21 protein-coding genes are annotated in these 24,418 nt (G+C 70.9%); 2 read left to right on the forward strand and 19 right to left on the reverse strand.

All coding sequences use genetic code 11. From position 1 onward, the window contains the following. Positions 1-89: 89 nt before the first annotated feature. The 6 genes from carB to pyrR all read right to left on the reverse strand — a co-directional run bounded on the left by carB (position 90) and on the right by pyrR (position 8,051). The gene (carB, locus tag OHB00_RS10595) at positions 90-3,398 is read right to left on the reverse strand and encodes a carbamoyl-phosphate synthase large subunit (RefSeq protein WP_406433572.1); all 3,309 of its coding nucleotides are present in this window, start codon (positions 3,396-3,398) and stop codon (positions 90-92) included. After that, positions 3,391-4,533 (reverse strand): glutamine-hydrolyzing carbamoyl-phosphate synthase small subunit, encoded by a 1,143-nt coding sequence (carA, locus tag OHB00_RS10600; protein ID WP_406433574.1) that lies wholly within the window; start codon positions 4,531-4,533, stop codon positions 3,391-3,393. The genes carB and carA overlap by 8 nt, the downstream gene beginning before the upstream one ends. Beyond that, positions 4,530-5,099 carry a hypothetical protein gene (locus OHB00_RS10605; protein ID WP_406433576.1) on the reverse strand — a complete coding sequence of 190 codons (570 nt, stop codon included), beginning with the start codon at positions 5,097-5,099 and terminating at the stop codon, positions 4,530-4,532. Before OHB00_RS10605 ends, carA begins: the two co-directional genes overlap by 4 nt. Continuing rightward, the gene (locus OHB00_RS10610) at positions 5,096-6,382 is read right to left on the reverse strand and encodes a dihydroorotase (RefSeq protein ID WP_406433578.1); all 1,287 of its coding nucleotides are present in this window, start codon (positions 6,380-6,382) and stop codon (positions 5,096-5,098) included. The genes OHB00_RS10605 and OHB00_RS10610 overlap by 4 nt, the downstream gene beginning before the upstream one ends. A gap of 5 nt (positions 6,383-6,387) precedes the next feature. After that, a complete protein-coding gene (locus OHB00_RS10615; protein WP_406433580.1) occupies positions 6,388-7,368 on the reverse strand; it encodes an aspartate carbamoyltransferase catalytic subunit in 981 nt (326 codons plus the stop codon). A gap of 83 nt (positions 7,369-7,451) precedes the next feature. After that, positions 7,452-8,051 (reverse strand): bifunctional pyr operon transcriptional regulator/uracil phosphoribosyltransferase PyrR, encoded by a 600-nt coding sequence (gene pyrR / locus OHB00_RS10620; protein ID WP_406433582.1) that lies wholly within the window; start codon positions 8,049-8,051, stop codon positions 7,452-7,454. A 252-nt stretch (positions 8,052-8,303) separates the two neighbouring features. Between pyrR and bldD the strand changes: the two genes are divergently transcribed. Further along, complete coding sequence (gene bldD, locus OHB00_RS10625) at positions 8,304-8,807, forward strand: transcriptional regulator BldD (RefSeq protein WP_020938842.1); 504 nt, start codon at positions 8,304-8,306, stop codon at positions 8,805-8,807. A 290-nt stretch (positions 8,808-9,097) separates the two neighbouring features. On the opposite strand, the gene nusB is transcribed toward bldD, so the two are convergent. The 13 genes from nusB to OHB00_RS10690 all read right to left on the reverse strand — a co-directional run bounded on the left by nusB (position 9,098) and on the right by OHB00_RS10690 (position 22,104). Beyond that, positions 9,098-9,529, reverse strand: coding sequence for a transcription antitermination factor NusB (gene nusB, locus OHB00_RS10630; RefSeq protein WP_406433584.1), 432 nt, complete (start codon positions 9,527-9,529; stop codon positions 9,098-9,100). 2 nt (positions 9,530-9,531) lie between these two features. Then, a complete protein-coding gene (gene efp, locus OHB00_RS10635; RefSeq protein WP_365796417.1) occupies positions 9,532-10,098 on the reverse strand; it encodes an elongation factor P in 567 nt (188 codons plus the stop codon). Between the two features lie 52 nt (positions 10,099-10,150). Further along, positions 10,151-11,257, reverse strand: a complete 1,107-nt coding sequence (locus OHB00_RS10640; RefSeq protein ID WP_406433587.1) for an aminopeptidase P family protein — start codon at positions 11,255-11,257, stop codon at positions 10,151-10,153. A 320-nt stretch (positions 11,258-11,577) separates the two neighbouring features. Next, the gene (locus tag OHB00_RS10645; protein WP_406433589.1) at positions 11,578-12,393 is read right to left on the reverse strand and encodes a Pro-rich N-terminal domain-containing protein; all 816 of its coding nucleotides are present in this window, start codon (positions 12,391-12,393) and stop codon (positions 11,578-11,580) included. A 142-nt stretch (positions 12,394-12,535) separates the two neighbouring features. After that, positions 12,536-13,627 (reverse strand): 3-dehydroquinate synthase, encoded by a 1,092-nt coding sequence (aroB, locus tag OHB00_RS10650; RefSeq protein WP_406433591.1) that lies wholly within the window; start codon positions 13,625-13,627, stop codon positions 12,536-12,538. Beyond that, positions 13,624-14,106, reverse strand: a complete 483-nt coding sequence (locus OHB00_RS10655) for a shikimate kinase (protein WP_406445715.1) — start codon at positions 14,104-14,106, stop codon at positions 13,624-13,626. The genes aroB and OHB00_RS10655 overlap by 4 nt, the downstream gene beginning before the upstream one ends. Positions 14,107-14,138: 32 nt before the next feature. Further along, positions 14,139-15,323 carry a chorismate synthase gene (gene aroC / locus OHB00_RS10660; protein ID WP_406433593.1) on the reverse strand — a complete coding sequence of 395 codons (1,185 nt, stop codon included), beginning with the start codon at positions 15,321-15,323 and terminating at the stop codon, positions 14,139-14,141. Between the two features lie 188 nt (positions 15,324-15,511). Next, positions 15,512-16,351, reverse strand: a complete 840-nt coding sequence (locus OHB00_RS10665; RefSeq protein WP_406433595.1) for a shikimate dehydrogenase — start codon at positions 16,349-16,351, stop codon at positions 15,512-15,514. Then, on the reverse strand, positions 16,332-18,029 hold the full coding sequence (gene mltG / locus OHB00_RS10670) for an endolytic transglycosylase MltG (RefSeq protein ID WP_406433597.1): 1,698 nt from the start codon (positions 18,027-18,029) through the stop codon (positions 16,332-16,334). The genes OHB00_RS10665 and mltG overlap by 20 nt, the downstream gene beginning before the upstream one ends. A gap of 123 nt (positions 18,030-18,152) precedes the next feature. After that, the gene (ruvX, locus tag OHB00_RS10675; RefSeq protein ID WP_406433599.1) at positions 18,153-18,617 is read right to left on the reverse strand and encodes a Holliday junction resolvase RuvX; all 465 of its coding nucleotides are present in this window, start codon (positions 18,615-18,617) and stop codon (positions 18,153-18,155) included. Positions 18,618-18,631: 14 nt separating this feature from the next. Beyond that, a complete protein-coding gene (alaS, locus tag OHB00_RS10680; protein WP_406433600.1) occupies positions 18,632-21,304 on the reverse strand; it encodes an alanine--tRNA ligase in 2,673 nt (890 codons plus the stop codon). Continuing rightward, the gene (locus OHB00_RS10685; protein WP_406433602.1) at positions 21,304-21,651 is read right to left on the reverse strand and encodes a hypothetical protein; all 348 of its coding nucleotides are present in this window, start codon (positions 21,649-21,651) and stop codon (positions 21,304-21,306) included. Before OHB00_RS10685 ends, alaS begins: the two co-directional genes overlap by 1 nt. Before the next feature lie 12 nt (positions 21,652-21,663). Next, positions 21,664-22,104, reverse strand: coding sequence for a DUF948 domain-containing protein (locus tag OHB00_RS10690; RefSeq protein ID WP_406433604.1), 441 nt, complete (start codon positions 22,102-22,104; stop codon positions 21,664-21,666). 147 nt (positions 22,105-22,251) lie between these two features. Between OHB00_RS10690 and OHB00_RS10695 the strand changes: the two genes are divergently transcribed. Beyond that, positions 22,252-24,417, forward strand: a complete 2,166-nt coding sequence (locus tag OHB00_RS10695) for an ATP-binding protein (protein ID WP_406433606.1) — start codon at positions 22,252-22,254, stop codon at positions 24,415-24,417. Position 24,418: the final 1 nt, after the last annotated feature.

Genomic DNA, 24,418 nt, shown 5'->3' on the forward strand with positions numbered 1-24,418 from the left:
CCGCTTCAGGGGCGCGGGGCAGTGCTCAACATGCGGCTCCGCCGCGTGGCCGCGACCGGCCCCCACCGGCCCGCAGCCTCACTACGGCCTCAGTCCCTCGCGGCCGTCAAACGCTCCGCGTGCTCCTGCAGCGACCGCACCCCCACGTCCCCGTGGTTCAGCGCGTCGATCCCCTGCACGGCCGCCGCAAGCGCCTGCACGGTCGTCAGGCACGGCACCGACCGCGCCACCGCGGCCGTCCGGATCTCGTACCCGTCCAGACGACCCCCGGTGCCGTAGGGGGTGTTGACGATGAGGTCGACCTCGCCGTCGTGGATGAGCTGCACGATGGTCTTCTCGCCGTTGGGACCGACACCCTCCGACTGCTTGCGGACCACCTTCGCGTTGATGCCGTTCCGCTTGAGCACCTCGGCCGTGCCGGAGGTGGCCAGCAGCTCGAAGCCGTGGGCGACCAGCTCGCGCGCCGGGAAGATCATCGAGCGCTTGTCGCGGTTGGCTACGGAGATGAACGCGCGGCCCTTGGTGGGCAGCGGCCCGTACGCCCCGGCCTGCGACTTGGCGTACGCCGTGCCGAAGACGGAGTCGATGCCCATGACCTCGCCGGTGGAGCGCATCTCCGGGCCGAGGACGGTGTCCACACCCCGGCCGTGGATGTCACGGAACCGCGACCACGGCATGACCGCCTCCTTCACGGAGATCGGCGCGTCGAACGGCAGCTCGCCGCCGTCGCCGCGGGCCGGCAGCAGCCCCTCGGCGCGCAGCTCGGCGACGGTCGCGCCCAGCGAGATCCGGGCGGCGGCCTTGGCCAGCGGCACCGCGGTCGCCTTCGAGGTGAAGGGAACCGTGCGGGACGCGCGCGGGTTGGCTTCGAGGACGTACAGGATGTCCCCGGCCATCGCGAACTGGATGTTGATCAGACCGCGTACGCCGACCCCGCGCGCGATGGCCTCGGTGGAGGCGCGCAGCCGCTTGATGTCGAAGCCGCCGAGCGTGATCGGGGGCAGGGCGCACGCCGAGTCGCCGGAGTGGATGCCGGCCTCCTCGATGTGCTCCATGACGCCGCCGAGGTACAGCTCCTCGCCGTCGTAGAGGGCGTCGACGTCGATCTCGATCGCGTCGTCCAGGAACCGGTCGACCAGGACCGGCCGGGAGGGGCTGATCTCGGTGGACTCGGCGATGTAGGTGGCGAGGCGGGTCTCGTCGTAGACGATCTCCATGCCGCGGCCGCCGAGCACGTACGAGGGCCGGACGAGGACCGGGTAGCCGATCTCGTCGGCGATGGCCTTGGCCTCGGCGAAGGTGGTCGCCGTGCCGTGCTTGGGGGCCGGCAGGCCCGCCTCGGCGAGGACGCGGCCGAAGGCACCCCGGTCCTCGGCCGCGTGGATGGCCTCCGGGGAGGTGCCGACGATCGGCACGCCGTTGTCCTTCAGCGCCTGGGACAGGCCGAGCGGGGTCTGGCCGCCCAGCTGCACGACCACGCCCGCGACCGGACCGGCCTGCTGCTCGGCATGGACGATCTCCAGCACGTCCTCCAGCGTCAGCGGCTCGAAGTAGAGCCGGTCGGAGGTGTCGTAGTCGGTGGAGACGGTCTCCGGGTTGCAGTTGACCATCACCGTCTCGTAACCCGCGTCGCTCAGCGCGAAGGACGCGTGCACGCACGAGTAGTCGAACTCGATGCCCTGGCCGATGCGGTTGGGACCGGAGCCCAGGATGATGACGGCGGGCTTCTCGCGCGGCGCGACCTCGGTCTCCTCGTCGTAGGAGGAGTAGAAGTACGGCGTCCTGGCGGCGAACTCGGCGGCGCAGGTGTCGACCGTCTTGTAGACCGGGCGGACGCTCAGCGCGTGCCGGACCTCGCGCACCACGTCCTCGCGCAGCCCGCGGATCTCACCGATCTGCTGGTCGGAGAAGCCGTGCCGCTTGGCGTCGGCGAGCAGGTCGGCGGTGAGCTCCGGCGCCTCGGCGAGCTCGTCGGCGATCTCCTTGATCAGGAAGAGCTGGTCGACGAACCACGGGTCGATCTTCGTGAACTCGAAGACCTCCTCGGGGGTGGCGCCCGCCCGGATGGCCTGCATGACGGTGTTGATCCGGCCGTCGGTGGGCCGTACCGCCTCGTGCAGCAGCGCCTGCTTGTCGCCGGGCTCACCGACGAAGGTGAACTGACTGCCCTTCTTCTCCAGCGAGCGCAGCGCCTTCTGGAAGGCCTCGGGGAAGTTGCGGCCGATGGCCATGGCCTCGCCGACCGACTTCATGGTCGTGGTCAGCGTGGAGTCGGCCTGCGGGAACTTCTCGAACGCGAAGCGCGGGGCCTTGACCACCACGTAGTCGAGCGTGGGCTCGAAGGAGGCAGGGGTCTCCTGCGTGATGTCGTTGGGGATTTCATCGAGGGTGTACCCGACGGCCAGCTTCGCCGCGATCTTCGCGATCGGGAAGCCGGTTGCCTTGGAGGCGAGCGCCGAGGACCGGGACACCCGCGGGTTCATCTCGATGACGATGACCCGGCCGTCCTCCGGGTTGACCGCGAACTGGATGTTGCAGCCGCCGGTGTCGACGCCGACCTCGCGGATGACGGCGATGCCGATGTCACGCAGGATCTGGTACTCGCGGTCGGTCAGCGTCATCGCGGGCGCGACGGTGATCGAGTCGCCGGTGTGCACGCCCATGGGGTCGAAGTTCTCGATGGAGCAGACGACCACGACGTTGTCGTGCTTGTCGCGCATCAGCTCCAGCTCGTACTCCTTCCAGCCGAGGATGGACTCCTCCAGGAGCACCTCGGTGGTCGGGGAGAGGGTCAGGCCCTGGCCGGCGATGCGGCGCAGCTCCACCTCGTCGTGCGCGAAGCCGGAACCGGCGCCGCCCATGGTGAAGGAGGGCCGGACGACGACCGGGTAGCCGCCGAGCTCCTCCACACCGGCGAGGACCTCGTCCATGGAGTGGCAGATGACCGAGCGCGCGGACTCGCCGTGCCCGATCTTCTTGCGGACCTCCGCCACGACCTCCTTGAAGAGGTCGCGGTCCTCGCCCTTGTTGATGGCTTCGACGTTGGCGCCGATCAGTTCGACGCCGTACTTGGCCAGGACACCGTTCCCGTCGAGCGAGATCGCGGTGTTCAGGGCCGTCTGGCCGCCCAGGGTGGGCAGCAGGGCGTCGGGGCGCTCCTTGGCGATGATCTTCTCGACGAACTCCGGGGTGATCGGCTCGACATAGGTCGCGTCGGCGATCTCCGGGTCGGTCATGATCGTCGCCGGGTTGGAGTTGACGAGGATGACCCTGAGGCCCTCGGCGCGCAGCACGCGGCAGGCCTGGGTGCCGGAGTAGTCGAACTCGGCGGCCTGGCCGATGACGATCGGGCCGGAGCCGATGACCAGGACGGACTGGATATCGGTGCGCTTAGGCACGCTGGCCCTCCATCAGGGAAACGAAGCGGTCGAACAGGTAGGCGGCGTCGTGCGGGCCGGCTGCCGCTTCGGGGTGGTACTGGACGGAGAAGGCCGGCTGGTCGAGCAGCTGCAGCCCCTCCACGACGTCGTCGTTCAGGCAGACGTGCGAGACCTCGGCACGGCCGAACTCCGTCTCGCTGACCTTGTCGAGCGGCGCGTCGACCGCGAAGCCGTGGTTGTGCGCGGTGACCTCGACCTTGCCGGTCGTACGGTCCTGGACCGGCTGGTTGATGCCCCGGTGGCCGTACTTCAGCTTGTAGGTGCCGAAGCCGAGCGCGCGGCCGAGGATCTGGTTGCCGAAGCAGATGCCGAAGAGCGGGGTCCTGCGCTCCAGGACGGCGGACATGAGGGCCACCGGGCCGTCGGCCGTGGCCGGGTCGCCTGGGCCGTTGGAGAAGAACACGCCGTCCGGGGAGACGGCGTACACGTCGTCGGCGGTGGCGGTCGCGGGCAGTACGTGCACCTCGATGCCGCGCTCGGCCATCCGCTGCGGGGTCATGCCCTTGATGCCGAGGTCGATGGCGGCGACGGTGAACCGCTTCTCGCCGACCGCGGGGACGACGTAGGCCTCCTTGGTGGCGACCTCCTCGTACAGCGAGGCGCCCTTCATGTGCGGCTGGGCCTGCACGCGCGCGAGGAGCTCGGCGTCGGAGGCGATCGCCTCGCCCGAGAAGACGCCCGCGCGCATGGAGCCGCGCTCGCGCAGGTGGCGGGTGAGAGCGCGGGTGTCGATCCCGGAGATGCCGACCACGCCCTGCGCGACCAGTTCCTCGTCCAGCGAACGCTTGGCGCGCCAGTTGGAGGGCACGCGCGCGGGGTCGCGCACGACGTAGCCGGAGACCCAGATGCGGCTGGACTCGTCGTCCTCGTCGTTCCACCCCGTGTTGCCGATCTGCGGGGCGGTGGCGACCACGATCTGGCGGTCGTAGGACGGGTCGGTCAGGGTCTCCTGGTAGCCGGTCATGCCGGTGGAGAAGACGGCCTCGCCGAAGGTCTCCCCCACGGCCCCGTAGGCGCGGCCGCGAAAGATCCGGCCGTCCTCCAGGACGAGTACCGCGGGAACCTTGCCGGCTCCCCTTGTGGAGGTCGTCATCGTTCGGCGCCTTCCGTGCTGGGTGTCTTGATCATGGAGTTGATGGCGTCGACCCACTCGGTGTGCTCGGCCGCGTGGTCCGAGCGGAAACCGGAGTCGATCAGTTTGTCGCCGTGCGCCCAGGTCACCACGAGGAGTCCGCCCTCGGTGAGGACCTTGCCCGCGATGCCCTTGCCGAGCAGGGCCTCGCGGAGCGCGTCGGCGGGGATGAAGAAGTCGGTCGCGCCGGGGCGTACGACGTCCAGGCCCGCGTCGGTCAGGGTGAGCTCGGCCCGGCTGCGGGAGCCGAGGCCGCGGGCCACGATGCGGTCCAGCCACTGCCCGGCGGTGGTGGAGCCGTGGTAGCGGCCGCTCATCGTCAGTCTCACGGCACCGAGGTCGTCCGGCGCGCTGGGCAGCTCCGGGAGGTCGCCCTGGAGGGTGCCGCGCCACTTCCAGCCCTCGCGCATCAGCCAGTAGACGAGTGCGACGAAGAGGGCGAGGCCGACCAGCCAGCCTATGCGGGCGGACCAGTCGGTGACCGCGGCCGACTTCTTCTCGTCGGCCAGCAGGATCAGAGGTGTCACGTCAGCTTCCCGTCCACGAGCGTCGCCTTGCCCCGCAGCCACGTGTGGGTGACACGGCCCGGCAGCTCGCGTCCCTCGTACGGGGTGTTGCGGCTGCGCGAGGCGAAGCCCGCGGGGTCCACCAGGCCACGGTATTCCGTGTCGACGAGGGTGAGGTTGGCGGGCTCACCAGCCGAGACGGGACGGCCGTGGCCGGTGGCCTGTCCGATCCGCGCGGGCTTGGCGGACATGCGGTCGGCGACACCGGCCCAGGTCAGCAGGCCCGTGTCCACCATGGTCGCCTGCACCACCGACAACGCGGTCTCCAGGCCCACCATCCCCATGGCGGCGGCGGCCCACTCGCAGTCCTTGTCCTCGTGCGGGTGCGGGGCGTGGTCGGTGGCGACGATGTCGATCGTGCCGTCGGCGAGCGCCTCGCGCAGGGCCAGGACGTCCCGCTCGGTGCGCAGCGGTGGGTTCACCTTGTAGACCGGGTTGTACGACCGCACCAGCTCGTCGGTGAGGAGCAGGTGGTGCGGGGTGACCTCGGCGGTGACGTCGATGCCCCGGGACTTGGCCCAGCGCACGATCTCGACGGAGCCGGCGGTGGAGAGGTGGCAGATGTGGACGCGGGAGCCGACGTGCTCGGCGAGCAGGACATCCCGGGCGATGATCGATTCCTCGGCCACCGCGGGCCAGCCGCCGAGCCCCAGCTCGGCGGAGACCACGCCCTCGTTCATCTGGGCGCCCTCGGTCAGCCGGGGCTCCTGGGCGTGCTGCGCGACGACCCCGCCGAAGGCCTTCACGTACTCCAGGGCGCGGCGCATGATCACGGCGTCGTCCACGCACTTGCCGTCGTCGGAGAAGACGGTGACCCCGGCGGCCGACTCGTGCATGGCGCCGAGCTCGGCGAGCTTCCTGCCCTCCAGGCCGACGGTGACCGCGCCGATCGGCTGGACGTCGCAGTAGCCGTGCTCCTGGCCGAGCCGGTAGACCTGCTCGACGACACCCGCGGTGTCGGCGACCGGGAAGGTGTTGGCCATGGCGAAGACGGCCGTGTAGCCGCCGGAGGCGGCCGCGCGGGTGCCGGTGAGGACCGTCTCGGAGTCCTCGCGGCCCGGCTCGCGCAGGTGGGTGTGCAGGTCGACCAGCCCGGGCAGCAGCACCTTGCCGGCGGCCTCGACGACCTCGGCGCCCTCGACGGACAGTCCGGAGCCGACCGCCTCGATGACCTCGCCGTCGATCAGGACGTCCTGCGGCTCACCGCCGAGCACCTTCGCACCACGGATAAGGATCTTGCTCATGGGTCTTACTTCTCCTCGGTGGTGCGGGCATGGCTGACGGCGGGTTCGTTGCCGCCGAGCAGGAGGTACAGAACGGCCATCCGGATGGAGACTCCGTTTGCGACCTGCTCGACCACGGTGCAGCGCTCGGAGTCGGCGACCTCGGCGGTGATCTCCATGCCACGGACCATCGGGCCGGGGTGCATCACGATGGCGTGCTCGGGCATCCTCGCCATCCGCTCGCCGTCGAGACCGTAGCGGCGCGAGTACTCGCGCTCGGTCGGGAAGAACGCGGCGTTCATGCGCTCGCGCTGCACGCGGAGCATCATCACCGCGTCGGACTTGGGGAGGACCGCGTCGAGGTCGTACGACACCTCGCAGGGCCAGTTCTCGACGCCGACCGGCACCAGGGTGGGCGGGGCCACCAGGGTGACCTCGGCGCCGAGGGTGTGCAGCAGGTCGACGTTGGAGCGGGCGACGCGGCTGTGCAGGACGTCGCCGACGATCGTGATGCGCTTGCCGGCCAGGTCCTGCCCGGTGCCGGCGTCCCGGCCGACGAGGCGGCGGCGCATGGTGAAGGCGTCCAGGAGGGCCTGGGTGGGGTGCTGATGGGTGCCGTCGCCGGCGTTGATGACGGCCGCGTCGATCCAGCCGGAGTTGGCGAGCCGGTAGGGCGCTCCGGAGGCGCCGTGCCGGATGACGACAGCGTCGACGCCCATCGCCTCCAGGGTCTGGGCGGTGTCCTTCAGGGACTCGCCCTTGGAGACGCTGGACCCCTTGGCGGTGAAGTTGATGACATCGGCGGAGAGGCGCTTCTCGGCGGCCTCGAAGGAGATCCGGGTCCGGGTCGAGTCCTCGAAGAAGAGGTTGACGACGGTGCGGCCGCGCAGGGTCGGCAGCTTCTTGATCGGCCGGTCGGCGACCCGGGCCATCTCCTCGGCGGTGTCGAGGATCAGGACGGCGTCGTCGCGGGTGAGGTCGGCGGCCGAGATGAGATGACGCTGCATCTGTCAGGCTCCGTAAGGCAGTTCACATAGGGGAGATTGCGGGCAGGCCTGGGCGCACCGCGGCGGTGCGATCCCTCGGCCGGCTACGAGGTCGGCTTCGCACCGAGCAGCACGGTGTCGCGACCGTCCTCCTCGGCGAGCAGTACCTTGACCGTCTCCCGCAGCGACGTGGGGAGGTTCTTGCCGACGTAGTCGGCGCGGATGGGCAGTTCGCGGTGGCCGCGGTCGACGAGGACCGCGAGCTGGACCGCGCGGGGGCGCCCGATGTCGTTCAGGGCGTCGAGGGCGGCGCGGATGGTGCGGCCGGAGAAGAGCACGTCGTCGACGAGGACCACCAGTCTGCCGTCGATGCCGTCACCGGGGATCTCGGTGCGGGCCAGCGCACGCGGCGGGTGCATGCGCAGGTCGTCGCGGTACATGGTGATGTCGAGCGAACCGACGGGTGTCTTGCGGTCGGTGATCTGCTCCAGCTTGGCGGCGAGACGCTGGGCGAGGAAGACGCCGCGGGTCGGGATGCCGAGAAGCACCACGTCGTCGGCGCCCTTGGCGCGCTCGACGATCTCGTGGGCGATGCGGGTCAGCACCCGCGCGATGTCCGGGCCTTCGAGAACGGGCCGCGCATCGGATGCCGGCGCCACGGCGCCGGGCTTTTCCTGCTTGCCGAACTCTTGCTGCTTGTCCATACGAAACGGACCCCCTTCTCCGCCTCACGGGACGGACTTTAAAGGACGTCGGATTTGCGCCATCCACGGTAGCAGGTGACCGAGAGGCCCCTGATCACCCCCCTGGCGTAATCGGCCATCGCTGCCACGGAAGAGTCGGTGCGGACCATTCGGCTTGACGCAGCAGAGTAACGCTGCGTAACCTCACAGTGAGTTACCAGCCGCGCGGCAGGACCAAGGCCGGCCGCGTCGACACAGTGTCCGGGGAGCTATATGTCCAGCGAATACGCCAAACAGCTCGGGGCCAAGCTCCGGGCCATCCGCACCCAGCAGGGCCTTTCCCTCCACGGTGTCGAGGAGAAGTCCCAGGGTCGCTGGAAGGCCGTGGTGGTCGGTTCGTACGAGCGCGGCGACCGTGCCGTGACCGTACAGCGCCTTGCAGAGTTGGCGGATTTCTACGGGGTTCCGGTGCAGGAGCTGCTGCCTGGCACCACCCCCGGCGGTGCCGCCGAGCCCCCGCCGAAGCTGGTCCTCGACCTGGAGCGGCTGGCCACCGTGCCGGCCGAGAAGGCGGGCCCGCTGCAGCGCTACGCGGCGACGATCCAGTCCCAGCGCGGTGACTACAACGGCAAGGTGCTGTCGATCCGCCAGGACGACCTGCGCACACTGGCCGTCATCTACGACCAGTCCCCCTCGGTCCTCACCGAGCAGCTGATCAGCTGGGGCGTCCTGGACGCGGACGCCCGCCGCGCGGTGGCCACCCACGAGGACGCCTGACCCGCACCACACCTGAGCAGAAACGTGCCGCCGGGGTGGCCGGAACTCGATGGTTCCGGGCCGCCCCGGCGGTTTCTTTCCGGGACAGCCGGCGCGAGCCTTCACCCGGGGCGGCCGCAGAACGCCTGGGGGCGCGGGGCCGTATTGATATGCGGCTCCGCCGCGTGGGCGCGACAAGCCCCACACGGCCCGCAGCCGCCCGGAACCCCACCACCCGCCCCATTGGGCGCACGAGAACGCCGGAGGGCCTGCAGCAGGGCACGCTGCAGGCCCTCCGGCGTTTCATCGGCTCACACCTCGCGGCGCAGCGACGGCTTCAGCTCCTTCAGACGCCCCAGAAGCCCGTTCACGAACGAGGGCGACTCGTCCGTCGAGAACTCCTTGGCCAGCTGCACCATCTCGTCGAGCACGACGGCGTCCGGCGTCTCGTCGACCCAGATCAGCTCGTAGGCGCCCAGACGCAGGATGTTGCGGTCGACCACCGGCATCCGGTCCAGCGTCCAGCCGACCGCGTACTGGGCGATCAGCTCGTCGATACGCGTGACGTGCTCGGCGTAGCCCTCGACCAGCTGCATGGTGTACTCGCTCACCGGCGGCTGCCGGGTGTCGTCCCGGGAAAGCCGGATCCAGTCCGCGAGAACGGTCAGGACATCGGCCCCGCGCTGGTCGCCCTCGAAGAGGATCTGGAAGGCGCGCTTGCGGGCCGTGTTGCGGGCAGCCACGGTTAGCTGTTCACCCGGCCGAGGTAGTCGCTCGTGCGGGTGTCGACCTTGATCTTCTCACCGGTGGTGATGAAGAGCGGGACCTGGATCTGGTGGCCGGTCTCCAGCGTGGCCGGCTTGGTGCCGCCGGTGGAGCGGTCGCCCTGGACGCCCGGCTCGGTCTCGGCGATGACCAGCTCGACGGCGGCCGGCAGCTCGACGAAGAGCACCTCGCCCTCGTGCTGGGCGACGACGGCCGTGAAGCCCTCGATCAGGAAGTTCGCGGCGTCACCGACGGCCTTCGGATCGATGTGCAGCTGGTCGTACGTCTCCATGTCCATGAAGACGAAGTACTCGCCGTCCTTGTACGAGTACTGCATGTCGCGCTTGTCGACAGTGGCCGTCTCGACCTTGACGCCGGCGTTGAAGGTCTTGTCGACGACCTTGCCGGACAGCACGTTCTTGAGCTTGGTGCGCACGAAAGCGGGGCCCTTGCCGGGCTTGACGTGCTGGAACTCGACGACGGACCAGAGCTGGCCGCCTTCGAGCTTGAGCACCAGGCCGTTCTTGAGGTCGTTCGTGGAAGCCACGGTTGCGGAATCTCCTGGACTGACGTGGACGACCCCGGGGCACGCACCTTGCCTAGAGTGCGAGCAGCTCCTTGGTCGTGATGGTGAGTAGCTCGGGTCCGCCGTCCGCCTCGGGGCGCACGACGAGCGTGTCATCGATCCGGACGCCGCCCCGGCCCGGGAGGTGGACCCCCGGTTCGACGGTGACCGGCACGCAAGCGTCCAGTTTACCCATGGCCGCGGGGGCGAGCTGCGGGTCCTCGTCGATTTCGAGTCCGACACCGTGTCCGGTGAGGGGTTGCAGGCCCTCGGAGTAGCCGGCGGAGTCCAGGATCTGGCGGGCGGCACGGTCGACATCGCGGCAGGCGGCGCCGGGCACGAGGCTCTCCCGGCCGGCTCGCTGGGCGGCGAAGACGAGGTCGTAGAGCTCGACCTGCCAGTCGGCGGGCGAGGTGCCGATGACGAAGGTACGGCCGATCTCGCAGCGGTAGCCGCGGTAGGTGGCGCCGAGGCAGACGGTCAGGAAGTCGCCCTCCTCGACCCGCCGGTCGGTGGGGCGGTGGCCGCGGCGGCCGGAGTTCGGGCCGGTGGCCACGGAGGTGGGGAAGGCCCGGCCGTCGGCGCCGTGGTCGACCAGGCGGCGCTCCAGTTCCAGGGCGAGGTGCCGTTCGGTACGGCCGACGAGGATCGACTCCAGCAGTTCGCCGAGGGCCTGGTCGGCGATCTCGGCGCCGATGCGGAGGCAGGAGATCTCCTCCTCGTCCTTGACGACCCTCAGCTGCTCGACGGCGCCGCCCAGGTCGGTCAGGCGCAGGCGCGGGGCGACGGAAGCGAGGGCGCGGTGCCGGGCCACGGTGAGGTGGTGCTCCTCGACGGCGAGGGCGTCGGCGTCCTGGGCGGCGGCGAGGTCGGCGGCGGCGACGGCGGGGTCGCCGCCGGGGCCTGCCAGGAGGTGGGGCCGCAGGGACTCGTCGGGGCGGGGCTCGGTGGGGCGGTCCTCCAGCGGGCCGGGGCAGACGAGGAGGTCCTCGCGTCTGCCGAGGAGCAGGACGGAGCCGTGGGGCGCGGCGCCGGCCAGGTATCTCACGTTGGCCGGGTGTGAGATGACGGCGGACTGGCTGCCGGCCGCGTGGCAGCGTTCCCTCAGCCTGGTTCGGCGGGCCGCGTACACGTCTGACATGAGTCGAGCGTAGGAGGGATGGGCGTTTTGTGCCGGTTGAGGGGGGCCGAGTGGGGTGGCGGGGCGCCGTCGTGAAGTGCGGGTCCGTGGACTTTTTGCGCAGTTCCCCGCGCCCCTGAAACCGCGGGCCGCCCCCCGACTGCCGGCCGGTAGGGGCTGCACGCACCCACGCGGCGGAGCCGCACATCGGCACAGCCCCGCGCCCCTGAAACCGCGGGCCGCCCCCCGACTGTCGGCCGGCGGGGGCTGCACGCGCCCACGCGGCGGAGCCGCATGTCGATACAGCCCCGTGGCCCCTGGGTTTCTCGGCTGGTCGCTGATTACCAGTTCGGGGGGCTCGCTATCGCCCTCGCCAGGACGTCGTCCAGGATGCGGGCCGTGGACGGGATGTCCAACTGCGAGTTGTCGATGATGGGGAGGCCGGAGCCGTACCAGCCCGCCATGCGGCCGTGGATGCGGGCCACCTCCTCGTCGGTGAGGCGGCGGTTGCCCGTGCGTTCGGCGTTGCGCTCCAGGACGATGTCGAGACCGGGGAGGAGGACGACCGGGAGGAGGCCGGGGCCGACGTGCCGCTTCCAGCCGCCGAGGCCGACGACCGGGCGGTCCGGGAAGACCGCGTCGTCGAGGATGCACGAGATGCCGTTGGCCAGGAAGTTGCGCGCGGCGAAGCCGCAGGTGCGGCGGGCGAGGCGGTACTGGGCCTCGGAGTGGTCGTTCCACCCGGACTGGGGGTCGGCGAAGCCGGAGCGGACCCATTCGCGGACGTCGTCGAGGCTGATGTGGGCGGTGGGGACCCGGCGGTGGTCGGCCCAGTACTTGGCCACGCTGGTCTTGCCCGCGCCGGCCGGACCGATGAGGAGGACCGCCAGGGTGGTGGTCGTCGGATCGGGGACCGTGGCCGCGGGGGGCGCGCTCGGCATGCCCACCGGGGCGCCCGGCGGCAGCGGGACGTGGCCCGTGGTGTCGGGCGGCGAGGGAAGCGGGGGGAGCGGCGGCTGCGGGGGTGCGGGCGGTGGAGGCGGCACGGGCGCGGGGCCCTGCGGCGGTCCCGGGTGGTGTGCGGCCGGTTGCCAGCCGGTCGTTCCCTGCCCCGGCTGATGGGGCGGCGGCAGCGGAGATCCCACTGCGTGCTGCATCCGGTGCCACTCCGTCTCGTCATGGTCGGCCACGCTCGTTACCGAACGGTACCGCCCCCGGTCGTCGTTTGGTGAAACGGCCGGAGGCGGTCCGAAGTGCCCGGTCCGCGAGGCGAATCGGGCGGAAGGAGCACGACCGGATCTACTGCCCGACCTCGCCGTACGCGGCGAGCAGCACGGCCGGGTCCGGGCCCTCCAGGACCGTCGGCTTGGCGAGGCCGTCCAGGACGATGAAGCGGAGCAGGTCGCCGCGGGACTTCTTGTCGACCTTCATCGTCTCGACCAGCTTGGGCCACTGGTCGTAGCGGTAGTGCAGCGGGAGACCGACGGACTCCAGGACCGCGCGGTGGCGGTCGGCCGTCGCGTCGTCCAGGCGCCCGGCCAGCCGGCCCAGCTCGGCGGCGAAGTGCATGCCGACGGCGACCGCGGCACCGTGCCGCCACTTGTAGCGCTCGTTCTTCTCGATGGCGTGGCCGAGCGTGTGGCCGTAGTTCAGGATCTCGCGCAGGCCCGATTCCTTGAGGTCGGAGGAGACGACCTCGGCCTTCACCCGGATGGAGCGCTCGATCAGCTCGGCGGTGTGCGGGCCCGCCGGGGTGCGCGCGGCCTCGGGGTCGGACTCGATGAGCTCCAGGATCACCGGGTCGGCGATGAAGCCGGCCTTGATGATCTCGGCGAGCCCGGAGACGTAGTCGTTGACGGGCAGGGAGTCCAGGGCGGCCAGGTCGCAGAGGACGCCCGCCGGGGGGTGGAAGGCGCCGACCAGGTTCTTGCCCTCGGCCGTGTTGATGCCGGTCTTTCCGCCGACCGCCGCGTCGACCATGGCGAGGACGGTGGTCGGGACGGCGATCCAGCGGACCCCGCGCAGCCAGGTGGCGGCCACGAAACCGGCCAGGTCCGTGGTCGCGCCGCCGCCCACGCCGACGATGACGTCGGAGCGGGTGAAGCCGGACTGGCCGAGCGCCTTCCAGCAGTAGGCGGCGACCTCCGCGGTCTTGGCCTCCTCCGCGTTCGGCACCTGGATGGCGACGGCCTCGTAGCCCTGCCCGGCCAGGTCGGCGCGGAGCGCGTCGCCGGTCTCGGCGAGCGCCTCGGGGTGGATGACGGCGACCCGCTTGGCCCTGTCCCCGATCAGTCCGCCCAGCTCGCCGAGGAGCTGGCGGCCCACCAGGACCTCGTACGGCTCGGTACCCGCCGTGCCACCGACCTGGATCCGGGTGACTGCCTCGCTCATGCTTCCTTCAACTCCAGTACGTCCAGGGCTGCTTGGGTGACCTCTTCGGGCGTACGGCCGTCGGTCGCGACGACGGCCGTGGCGACCTCCTCGTACAGGTGCCGCCGGGCTTCCATCAGCTCGCGCCACTGCTTGCGCGGGTTGATGGCGAGCAGCGGCCGGGCCGCGTTCAGGCCGGTGCGCTTGACGGCCTCCTCGACGTCCATCGAGAGGTAGACCACCCGGCGGTCGGCGAGCAGGGCGCGGGTCTCCGCGTCGAGGATCGCGCCCCCGCCGAGCGCGAGGACACCCTCGTGCTCGGTCAGTGCCGTCCGCACCGCCCGCTTCTCGATCTCCCGGAACACCGGCTCGCCCTCGACCACGAAGATGTCCGCGATGGTGCGGCCCTCGGCGGCCACGATGTCCTCGTCGGTGTCCCGGTAGCCGACACCGAGCCGCTCGGCGAGCAGCTGCCCGACCGTGGACTTGCCGACGCCCATCGGCCCGATCAGCACCACCCTCGGTGCGCTGGTCACCGGATGGCCAGGTGATCGAGGTACGACTGCACGTTGCGCCGGGTCTCGGTCACCGAGTCGCCGCCGAACTTCTCGGCGACCGCGTCCGCGAGGACGAGCGCGACCATGGCCTCGGCGACGATGCCGGCGGCCGGCACGGCGGAGACGTCGGAGCGCTGGTGGTGGGCCTGGGTGGCCTCGCCGGTCGTCACGTCGATGGTCTGCAGGGCGCGCGGCACGGTCGCGATGGGCTTCATCGCGGCCCGGACCCGGAGCAGTTCGCCCGTGGAGAGGCCGCCCTCGGTGCCACCGGCCCGGCCGGAGACGCGGCGGATGCCCTCAGGGGTGTTGACGATCTCGTCGTGTGCCTTGGAGCCGGGCACCCGGGCCAGCTCGAAGCCGTCGCCGATCTCGACGCCCTTGATCGCCTGGATGCCCATCAGGGCCCCGGCGAGGCGGGCGTCCAGCTTGCGGTCCCAGTGGACGTGCGAGCCGAGGCCGACGGGGACGCCATAGGCGAGCACCTCGACCACACCGCCGAGGGTGTCGCCGTCCTTGTGGGCCTGGTCGACCTCCGCGACCATCGCCTTCGACGCGTCCGCGTCCTGGCAGCGCAGCGGGTCGGCGTCCAGCTTCTCGACGTCGGCCGGGGTGGGGTACACGCCCTGCGGGGCCTTCACGGAGCACAGCTCGACGACGTGCGAGACGATCTCGATGCCGGCCGTCTCCTTCAGGTACGACCGGGCGACGGCGCCGAGCGCCACGCGGGCCGCGGTCTCCCGGGCGGAGGCGCGCTCCAGGACCGGACGGGCCTCGTCGAAGCCGTACTTCTGCATACCGGCGAGGTCGGCGTGACCGGGACGGGGCCGGGTCAGCGGGGCGTTGCGGGCGAGCCCGGCGAGGATCTCCGGGTCGACCGGGTCGGCCGCCATGACCTGCTCCCACTTGGGCCACTCACTGTTGCCCACCATGATCGCGACCGGGGAGCCGAGGGTCAGACCGTGCCGGACGCCGCCGAGGAAGGTGACCTCGTCGCGCTCGAACTTCATGCGCGCACCGCGGCCATAGCCGAGCCGCCGTCGCGCCAGGTGGTCGGCGACCATCTCGGTCGTGATCGGCACGCCGGCGGGAAGGCCCTCCAGCGTCGCGACAAGGGCGGGACCGTGGGACTCCCCCGCGGTCAGCCAACGCAGCCTGCTCAACGATGCTCCTCAGTGCTCGCGCCCTGGTACTGCCCTGCGTACGCGCGTCCTCGCGTACGGCGACGGCCGACCGGGTGCGCGGGCCCCGGTCCGCCATCTCCGATCCTCCCACGTCCGGGCGCGCGACCCGGTCCCCGGTCCAGCAGACGGACGGGGATGTGCCGGGTCAGCGGCTCGGCTGTCCGGCGTCAGCGCTCGGCGAGCGCCTTCTCCCCGGCCCGGCGCATGGCGTCCAGCGGCGCGGGGGTGCGCCCTGTCATCTGCTCGACCTGGAGCACGGCCTGGTGCACCAGGAGGTCGAGGCCGCTGACCACGGCGCCCCCGAACATGGACCAGCGGGAGGCCAGCGCGGTGGGCCAGGGGTGGTAGAGGACGTCGAAGAGGGTGGTGGGGCGTTCGGGTACCGCGGTGGCGAGGGCGTCGGTGGTGCCTGCGGGGGTGGTGGCGATCACCAGGGGGGCGCGCAGGGCCTGCTCGGCGTCGGCCCAGTCGGCGGTGCGGACCTCGACGCCGAGCCGCTCGCCCCAGTGCCGCATCTCGGCGGCGCGCTCCTCGCTGCGGACGTAGGTGACGACCTCGCCGGTGCAGATCCGGGCCAGGGCGGCCAGTGCCGAGGAGGCGGTGGCGCCGGCGCCGAGGACGGCGGCGGAGTCGACCTGTTCGATGCCGTGCTCGCGGAGTGCGGCCACCATGCCCGGGATGTCGGTGTTGTCCCCGAGCCGGCGGCCGTCCTCGGTGAAGACGACGGTGTTGACCGCGTCGACGGAGGCGGCCGTCCCGCTGATCTCGTCGACCAGCGGGATGACCGCCCGCTTCAGCGGCATGGTCAGCGACAGCCCTGCCCACTGAGGTCCCAGCGTCCCGAGGAAGCCGGGCAGCGCGGCCTCGTCGATCTCGAACCGTTCGTACGACCAGTCGGTGAGCCCGAGTTCGTCGTACGCGGTCCGGTGCAGCACCGGGGAGAGGGAGTGGGCGATGGGCTTACCGAGCACGGCGGCCCGGCGGGCGTCAGTTGCCCGAGTTGGCATTGAATTTGTCCTTGAGCCTCTCGAATTCGGCGTTGGTCTTTGCGAATTCTGTGTTGTTCACGCCGTCGGTCGCCACGAAATACATCCAGCCGTCGTCGGTCGGGTTCAGTGCCGCCTTCAGCGCGTCCTCGCCGGGGTTGCCGATCGGGCCGGGCGGAAGCCCCTTCTGGGTGTAGGTGTTGTACGGGTTCCGGTTGCTGTTGATCTCCGACTCGCTGATGTGGATGTTGCTCGTGCCCTTCAGGTAGTTGAAGGTCGAGTCGAATTGGAGCAACTGGTTCGTCTCGGTGTTCGTGGACTTGAGACGGTTGTAGACCACCTCCGCCATCTTGCGGAAGTCGTCGTGCGTCTTTCCTTCGGCCTGGACGAGGCTCGCGACCGTGATGACCTGCAGCGGGCTGTCCAGGTCGTACTTCTTGGCCTCCGCCGCGAGGTCGTAGGTGGCGTACTCCTCCTTGGCCGCGGCGACCATCTGTTTCAGGATCGCGTCGGGCTTCATGCCCTTGGCCGCGGGATAGGTACCCGGGTAGAGGAATCCTTCCAGCGGATCCATGATCTTGCTGTTGGTGTTCGCGTAGCTCGGCAGACCGAGGTTCTTGTGTTCGGCCCTGGCAATCTTCTTGGAGGTGCCGGCGGAAAGGCCGAGTTTCTTGTCGAGGGCCACATAGACGGCCGCCGCACGCTCGCCCGGGGTCACCACCACATTGGCCTGGCTGCTCGGGTCGAGCATCAACAGCACACAGCTGGCGGCGGACATCTCCTTCTTGAGCGTGTAGGCGCCCGCCTGGATCGTGTCGCCCTTCGGATTCTGCGACTGCGCATGGACGAACGCGTCGACGCTCTTGACGACACCGGCTTCCTTGAGCCGACGGCCGATCTCGTATCCGCCCGCGCCCTTGGGGATCTGGACGGTCACGGTCTCGCCGGAGCCACTGCCCGCGTAGTCCGGGGCCGCGCCGAAACGATTTTGGTAGAAGTGCCAGCCGAAGTAGCCGACGGTGGCCGCGCCGCCGCCGAAGACCAGGCAGACCACCAGGCAGGCGCAGCCGCTGCGGCGCTTCTTGGCGCCCTTGCCGCCTTTGGCGTCCTTGCCGCGGCCACCACCGCGGCGTCCTTTGGGGTCGTCGTCCCCGTCGTCGTCATCGTCGTCGGCGCCCGTGAAGAAGGGGTGCTGCTCTTCCTCCTCCTCGACGGCGGGCTCCGGCTCGGGGCGCCGGCGGCCGGGCGGCTCCGGGGGCGGGTAGGCGTCCTCGGTGCCGTAGAAGTCGGGCTGCTCGGCGCCGTAGGCCACGGGCTGCTGGCCGTAGGGGTCGCCGGGGTCGGCCGCATAGGGAACGTGGCCATGGGTGCCGGTCGCGTCCCAGGTGCCCTGGTGGTACTGCTGCGGAGCATGTCCGACGTACTGCTGGTCGTACTGCTGCTGACCGTGCCCGTCGGCGTACTGGAGTTGGCCCTGTTCGTCGTAGTACGCGTACTGCTGGTCGTACCCGCCCTGCGGGTGCTGGCCCCAGTCGCCGTACTGCTCCTGCTGCGACTGCTGCGGGTAGTGCTGCGGCTGGCCGCCGTAGGGGGACTGCCGGCCCACGTGGGCCTGCTGTCCTCCCCACCCGTCGTCCCCGTACAACGGGTCCTCCGGGTGCCACGGTTCGGAGCCTGGGCCCCGGCCATACTCAGTCATCGATCCCCTAGAGCCGCGAGGCGGCGCGTCACGCGGCTGGTGGGCCGACCGACCGTTCCGCCTCTTGCTGTGCGGTGGCTGTTCGAAAACCATCGCATCGCGCGGAACGTTACCGTATCGCGATCAGATGACTACTTCGACGCCCTCGCCGGGTGGTTTACCTGACACCCGTTCGGATTCCAGCGCCTGCTGGAGGATGATCACCGCGGCGGCCTGGTCGATGACCGAGCGGCCCTTCTTGGACTTCACCCCCGAGGCCCGCAGGCCCTGACTGGCCGTCACGGTCGTCATCCGCTCGTCGACCAGCCGGACCGGCACCGGCTTGATGCCCTTGGCGAGCTCCTGGGCGAAGGCCCGGACCTTGACGGCGGCCGGGCCCTCGCCTCCCTTGAGGGAGCGCGGGAGTCCGACGACGACCTCCACCGGTTCGTACTCCTCGACCAGTTGCCGCAGCCGGCGGTGGGCCGCCGGGATGTCCCGGCCGGGGACCGTCTCGACCGGGGTGGCGAGGATCCCGTCGGGGTCGCACGAGGCGACCCCGATCCGGGCGTCCCCGACGTCGATCGCGAGTCGACGTCCTCTGCGCATTTCCGACCGTTTCCTTACTTGGCGTTCTCGTCGACAAGGCGTTCGACGGCGTCGATGGCCTCGCCGACCGCGGCCGGGTTCTGGCCGCCGCCCTGGGCGACGTCCGGCTTGCCGCCACCGCCGCCGCCGAGGGTCTTGGCGGCGGCGCGGACCAGGTCACCGGCCTTGAGACCGCGGTCGCGGGCGGCGTCGTTGGTGGCGATGACCGTCAGCGGCTTGCCGTTGTTGACGGTGAACAGGGCGACCACGGCGGCCCGTCCGCCCTGGATGCGGCCGCGCACGTCGAGGACCAGCCTGCGCAGGTCGTCCGGGGTGGTGCCGTCCGGTACCTGCCCGGTGACCACGGCGATCCCGCGCACGTCCTTGGCGGACTCGACCAGGCCGCCGGCGGCCTGGAGCACCTTCTCCGCGCGGAACTTCTCGATCTCCTTCTCGGCGTCCTTCAGCTTGCCGAGCATGGCGGAGACCTTCTCCGGGAGCTCCTCCGGACGGCCCTTGATCAGCTCCTGGAGCTGGGCGACGACCGTGTGCTCACGGGCGAGGAAGTTGTAGGCGTCGACACCGACGAGGGCTTCGATACGGCGCACACCCGAGCCGATCGAGGACTCGCCGAGGAGCTTCACCAGGCCCAGCTGGGAGGTGTTGTGCACGTGGGTACCGCCGCACAGCTCCTTGGAGAAGTCGCCGATGGTCACCACGCGGACCCGCTCGCCGTACTTCTCGCCGAACTCGGCGATGGCGCCCTGCTTCCTGGCCTCGTCGATGCCCATGATGTCGGCGCGCACGTCGAGGTCGCGGGCGAGCACCTCGTTGATCTTCTGCTCGACGTCGGTCATCACGGCCGTGGGAACGGCGGACGGCGAACCGAAGTCGAAACGGAAGCGGCCGGGCTGGTTCTCGGAACCGGCCTGGGCGGCCGTCGGGCCGAGGGCGTCGCGCAGCGCCTGGTGGGTGAGGTGGGTGGCCGAGTGGGCACGGGCGATGGCGGTCCGGCGACGGAAGTCGATCGAGGCATGGGCCTTGGCACCGACCGTCACCTCGCCGACCTGGACGACGCCCTTGTGGACGTAGACGCCCGGGACCGGCTTCTGGGTGTCGCGGATCTCGATGACGGCACCGGTGTCGACCCTGATCCGGCCGGTGTCGCCGATCTGGCCGCCGCCCTCGGCGTAGAACGGGGTGCGGTCGAGGACGATCTCGACCTCGTCGCCCTCGGTGGCGGCCGGCGAGGAGACGCCGTCGACGAGGATGCCGACGATCGTGGTCTCGCCCTCGGTGTCGGAGTACCCGATGAAGTCGGTCTCGCCGGTCCTGTCGGCGATCTCGCGGTAGGCGCCGGCACCGGCGTGCCCGGTCTTCTTGGCCTGGGCGTCGGCCTTGGCGCGCTCCCGCTGCTCCTTCATCAGGCGGCGGAAGCCCTCCTCGTCCACCGAGAGGCCCTGCTCGGCGGCCATTTCGAGGGTGAGGTCGATCGGGAAGCCCCAGGTGTCGTGGAGCAGGAACGCCTTGTCACCGGCGAGGACCTTGCCACCGGCGTCCTTGGTCTCGGTGACGGCGGTGTCGAGGATGTTGGTACCGGCCTTCAGCGTCTTGAGGAAGGCGTTCTCCTCGGCGACGGCGACCTTCTCGATGCGCTCGCGGTCGGTGACCAGCTCCGGGTACTGCTGGCCCATCATCGCGATCACGGTGTCGATCAGGTCGAGGACGACCGGGCCGGTGGCGCCGAGGAGGCGCATGTTGCGGATGGCGCGGCGCATGATGCGGCGGAGCACGTAGCCGCGGCCCTCGTTGCCGGGGGTGACACCGTCGCCGATGAGCATCACCGACGTGCGCATGTGGTCGGTGACGACGCGCAGCGAGACGTCCGAGGCGTGGGCGTCGCCGTAGTGGACGCCGGTCAGCTCGGTGGCCTTCTTGATGACGGCCATGGAGGTGTCGATCTCGTACATGTTCTGCACGCCCTGCAGAATCATGGCGAGACGCTCCAGGCCGAGGCCCGTGTCGATGTTCTTGCTGGGCAGCTCGCCGAGGATCTCGAAGTTGTCCTTGCCGATGCCCTCGCCGCGCTCGTACTGCATGAAGACCAGGTTCCAGATCTCCACGTACCGCTCGTCGTTGACGGCGGGGCCGCCCTCGACGCCGAACTCGGGGCCGCGGTCGTAGTTGATCTCGGAACAGGGGCCGCAGGGGCCGGGGACGCCCATGGACCAGTAGTTGTCCTTCATGCCGAGGCGCTGGATGCGCTCCTTGGGCACACCGATGACGTCGTGCCAGATGCGCTCGGCCTCGTCGTCGTCCTGGTAGACGGTGATCCAGAGCTTCTCCGGCTCCAGGCCGTAACCGCCCCTGTCCTGGGGGCTGGTCAGCAGCTCCCAGGCGTACTTGATGGCGCCTTCCTTGAAGTAGTCGCCGAAGGAGAAGTTGCCGCACATCTGGAAGAAGGTGCCGTGCCGGGTGGTCTTGCCGACCTCTTCGATGTCCGGGGTGCGCACGCACTTCTGCACGCTGGTGGCGCGCGCCCACGGCGGCTTGACCTCACCGAGGAAGTAGGGCTTGAAGGGCACCATGCCGGCGGGGACGAGGAGCAGAGTCGGGTCGTCCGCGATGAGCGACGCCGAAGGGACGACGGTGTGCCCGCGCTCCTCGTAGAAGCTCAGCCAGCGGCGGCGGATCTCAGCCGACTCCATCAGTGGTCCTCATTCCGGTTGTACGAGTACGTCGTGCTGTCGTCGGCGTACTTCGGGTTGCTGCGATCCTCGATGGCGGCGAGCCGCCGGGGCGCGGGGAGTTCGGGGTTCGCGTTGATGCCCAGCGCCTCGCCCAGCTCGTCCTCCCGCTGGGCCATGTTGTCGCGGACGTCCAGTGCGAAGCCGACCGCCCGCTCCTTGATCCGGTGACCCGTCTCCAGCGCCTTGTTCGCGGCGGTCGCGGCGAGGCTCTCGGGAGTCAGCTGCTTCAGCTTGCGGTTGACCTTGGTGGTGGCCCACACTCCGGCGGCGACGCCGGTGGTGAACCAGAACGTACGGCGGAACATATGGCCTGGCTCCTACTTTCCCCGGTTCTTGCGCCGTGCGGCGGGGACGGTCCGGCCCACGATCACCGTACGCCCGGGCTCCTTCACAGGCACGTCCGCCTTGCGGCCGGCCAGCGCCCGGCGCACGCCGTAGCCGAAGGCCGCGACCTTGACCAGCGGACCGCCGAAGGTGGAGGCCACGGTGGTGGACAGCGCGGAGGCGTTGGACGTGACCTCCTGGACGTCGGAGGCGATCGCGTCGACCCGGTCGATCTGGGTCTGCGCGGAGCGTACGGCCGCGGAGGCGTCGGCGAGCAGCGGGACGGCCTGGTCGGTCACGTCCGCCACGAGTTTGGTCGTCGCCTTGAGCGTCTGGGCCAGCCTCACGAGCGCCACCGCGAGGAAGGAGACCAGGATCGCCCAGAAGACAGCCACCAAGATGCCGGCCACCTCTCCACCGGACACTGTGCGCACCTGCTTCCCGCTCTTTCCGCGAAATCAATCGAGCACTGAGCCTATCGCGCGGGACGTCGGGCTCCGTACCGGATTACCGCCCGCGAGCGGCGGAGTCACGGGAAGCGATTGTACGGACCGAACACGCTTAAGTACGCTCCGTGTCCCATGCGAGGTCCTCAGCGCCCCGGCCCTTCGGCGGACGGCAATCTGCCCCTGGAACTGACCGCCTTCGTGGGCCGCTCCGCCGAACTCGGCGAGCTGTCCCGGGCCCTGGAGTCGGGGCGGCTGGTGACCGTGACCGGGGCCGGCGGGGTCGGCAAGTCACGGCTCGCGGCCCGGGCGGCGGCCGGCGCGGCGCCCCGGGACGGGGTGTGGCGGGTGGAGCTGGCGCCGGTGCGCGATGCGGAGTTCGTCGACTACGCGGTAGTGGAGGCGCTCGGCCTGACCGACCACACCACCCGGCTGCCGCGCGAGACGCTGCTGGAGCAGCTGGCGGGCCGCCGGATCCTGCTGGTCCTCGACGGGTTCGAGCACCTGGTCGTCGCGTGCGCGGAACTGGTCGCCGAGCTGCTGCGCAGCCTGCCGGACCTGGCCGTGCTGGCGGTCGGCCGGCGGCCGCTCGGGGTGGCCGGCGAGCGGCTGTTCCCGCTGGCGCCGCTCGGCGAGGACGAGGCGGTGGAGCTGTTCACCGAGCGTGCCGGGGCGCAGGGGCTGGAGGTGCGGGACTGTGCGGAGGTGCGGGAGGTGTGCCGGCGTCTGGACGGGATCCCGCTGGCGGTCGAGCTGGCGGCGGGGCGGCTGCGGGCGCTGTCCCCGGGGCAGTTGCTGGAACGGCTGGACGACCGGTTCCGGCTGCTGACCGGCGGTGGGCCGGACGCGCTCCCCCGCCACCGGACGCTGCGCACGGCGATCGGCTGGAGTCATGAACTGTGCACGCCCGCCGAGCGGTTGCTCTGGGCGCGCCTGTCGGTGTTCGCGGGTACCTTCGACCTGGAGTCCGCCGAGTACGTGTGCAGCGGGGACGGGCTGGCCTCCGAGGAGGTCCTGGACGTGCTGGCGGAGCTGCTCGCCCAGTCGGTGGTGTCCCGTGCGAGGACCCGGTCGGGCGTGCGCTACCGGATGCTCGACACCGTGCGCGCGTACGGCGCGGACTGGCTGGCGGCGACGGGGGACGCGGGGCGGCTGCGGCGCCGGCACCGGGACTGGTTCATGGGGCTGGCGACCTGGTGCGAGCTGGAGTGGTTCTCGCCGCGGCAGGACGAGGTGGCCGCGCGGATCGAGGCCGAGCTGCCGAATCTGCGGGCGGCCCTGGACCACTGCCTGACCGAGCCGGACGAGGCGCACCTGGGCCAGTGCCTGGCGGGTTCGCTGTGGTTCTGCTGGGCGGGCTGCGGGCGGCTCTCGGAGGGGCGGCACTGGCTGGAGCGGAGTCTGGAGCTGGACTCGGAGTATCCGCGGTCCCGGCTGAAGGCGCTGTGGGTGCTCGGCTATGTGGCGATCCTCCAGGGCGACGCCGTGCCCGCGCTGGTCGCGCTCCAGGAGTGCCGTGCGGAGGCCGAGCTGGTCGACGACGCGACGGCGGTGGCGTACGCGGAGCACCGGACCGGCTGTCTGGCACTGGTCACGGATGACATGGCGCGTGCGGAGACGCTGCTGGGTTCGGCGCTGGACCGCTACCAGGAGATCGGTGAGCTCAACAGCAACGTCCTGATGGGCCAGGTGGAGCTGGCGATGACCAGGGCCTTCCTCGGCGATCTGCCGGACGCGGTACGGCTGTGCGAGGACGTGCGGCGGGTGTGCGAGGACCACGGCGAGCGCTGGGCCCGCTCGTACGCGCTGTACGTGCTGGCGTACGCGGCCTGGCAGGACGGCGACCACGCGGCCGCCCGGGAGCTGCTGACCGACTGCCTGGGCCATGCGCACGGTTTCCGGGACCTGCTCGCCTCGGTGCTGTCGATCGAGCTCCTCGCCCTGGTGACGGTGGCGCAGGGCGATCCGGCGGAGGCGGCGGTGCTGCAGGGCGCGGCGGGACGCATGTGGCCCTCTGTGGGCCTGCCGCTGTTCGGCTCGGCGTACTACAACGCCCCGCACGAGCTGTGCGAGGCGACGGCCCGGCGGGCGCTTGGTGAGGAGCGGTACGCGGAGTGCGTTCGGCGGGGGGCCGAGCTGGACCGGGACGCGGCGGTGGCCCGGGCGCTGGAGTACTTCGGGGTACGGCCGCTGGACGCGCTGCCCGCGCCGCGTGGGCCGGTACGGCAGCGGCGCGAGGGCGCGGACATGCGGAAGCCCGCCGCCTCGCCCACCCGGAAGGGCGGGGAGACGGCGGGCTGAC

The organism is Streptomyces sp. NBC_00631 (genome assembly GCF_045206895.1).
In the GTDB taxonomy this organism is placed as follows: Bacteria; Actinomycetota; Actinomycetes; order Streptomycetales; family Streptomycetaceae; genus Streptomyces.

Coding starts and splice junctions, on each gene's coding strand:
- carA (WP_406433574.1), bottom strand. CDS start 4,533: ATGACGACCTCCACAAGGGGAGCCGGCAAGGTTCCCGCGGTACTCGTC.
- OHB00_RS10610 (WP_406433578.1), bottom strand. CDS start 6,382: ATGAGCAAGATCCTTATCCGTGGTGCGAAGGTGCTCGGCGGTGAGCCG.
- OHB00_RS10615 (WP_406433580.1), bottom strand. CDS start 7,368: ATGCAGCGTCATCTCATCTCGGCCGCCGACCTCACCCGCGACGACGCC.
- pyrR (WP_406433582.1), bottom strand. CDS start 8,051: ATGGACAAGCAGCAAGAGTTCGGCAAGCAGGAAAAGCCCGGCGCCGTG.
- bldD (WP_020938842.1), top strand. CDS start 8,304: ATGTCCAGCGAATACGCCAAACAGCTCGGGGCCAAGCTCCGGGCCATC.
- OHB00_RS10640 (WP_406433587.1), bottom strand. CDS start 11,257: ATGTCAGACGTGTACGCGGCCCGCCGAACCAGGCTGAGGGAACGCTGC.
- OHB00_RS10645 (WP_406433589.1), bottom strand. CDS start 12,393: ATGCAGCACGCAGTGGGATCTCCGCTGCCGCCGCCCCATCAGCCGGGG.
- aroB (WP_406433591.1), bottom strand. CDS start 13,627: ATGAGCGAGGCAGTCACCCGGATCCAGGTCGGTGGCACGGCGGGTACC.
- OHB00_RS10655 (WP_406445715.1), bottom strand. CDS start 14,106: ATGGGCGTCGGCAAGTCCACGGTCGGGCAGCTGCTCGCCGAGCGGCTC.
- OHB00_RS10665 (WP_406433595.1), bottom strand. CDS start 16,351: ATGCCAACTCGGGCAACTGACGCCCGCCGGGCCGCCGTGCTCGGTAAG.
- mltG (WP_406433597.1), bottom strand. CDS start 18,029: ATGACTGAGTATGGCCGGGGCCCAGGCTCCGAACCGTGGCACCCGGAG.
- ruvX (WP_406433599.1), bottom strand. CDS start 18,617: ATGCGCAGAGGACGTCGACTCGCGATCGACGTCGGGGACGCCCGGATC.
- alaS (WP_406433600.1), bottom strand. CDS start 21,304: ATGGAGTCGGCTGAGATCCGCCGCCGCTGGCTGAGCTTCTACGAGGAG.
- OHB00_RS10685 (WP_406433602.1), bottom strand. CDS start 21,651: ATGTTCCGCCGTACGTTCTGGTTCACCACCGGCGTCGCCGCCGGAGTG.
- OHB00_RS10695 (WP_406433606.1), top strand. CDS start 22,252: ATGCGAGGTCCTCAGCGCCCCGGCCCTTCGGCGGACGGCAATCTGCCC.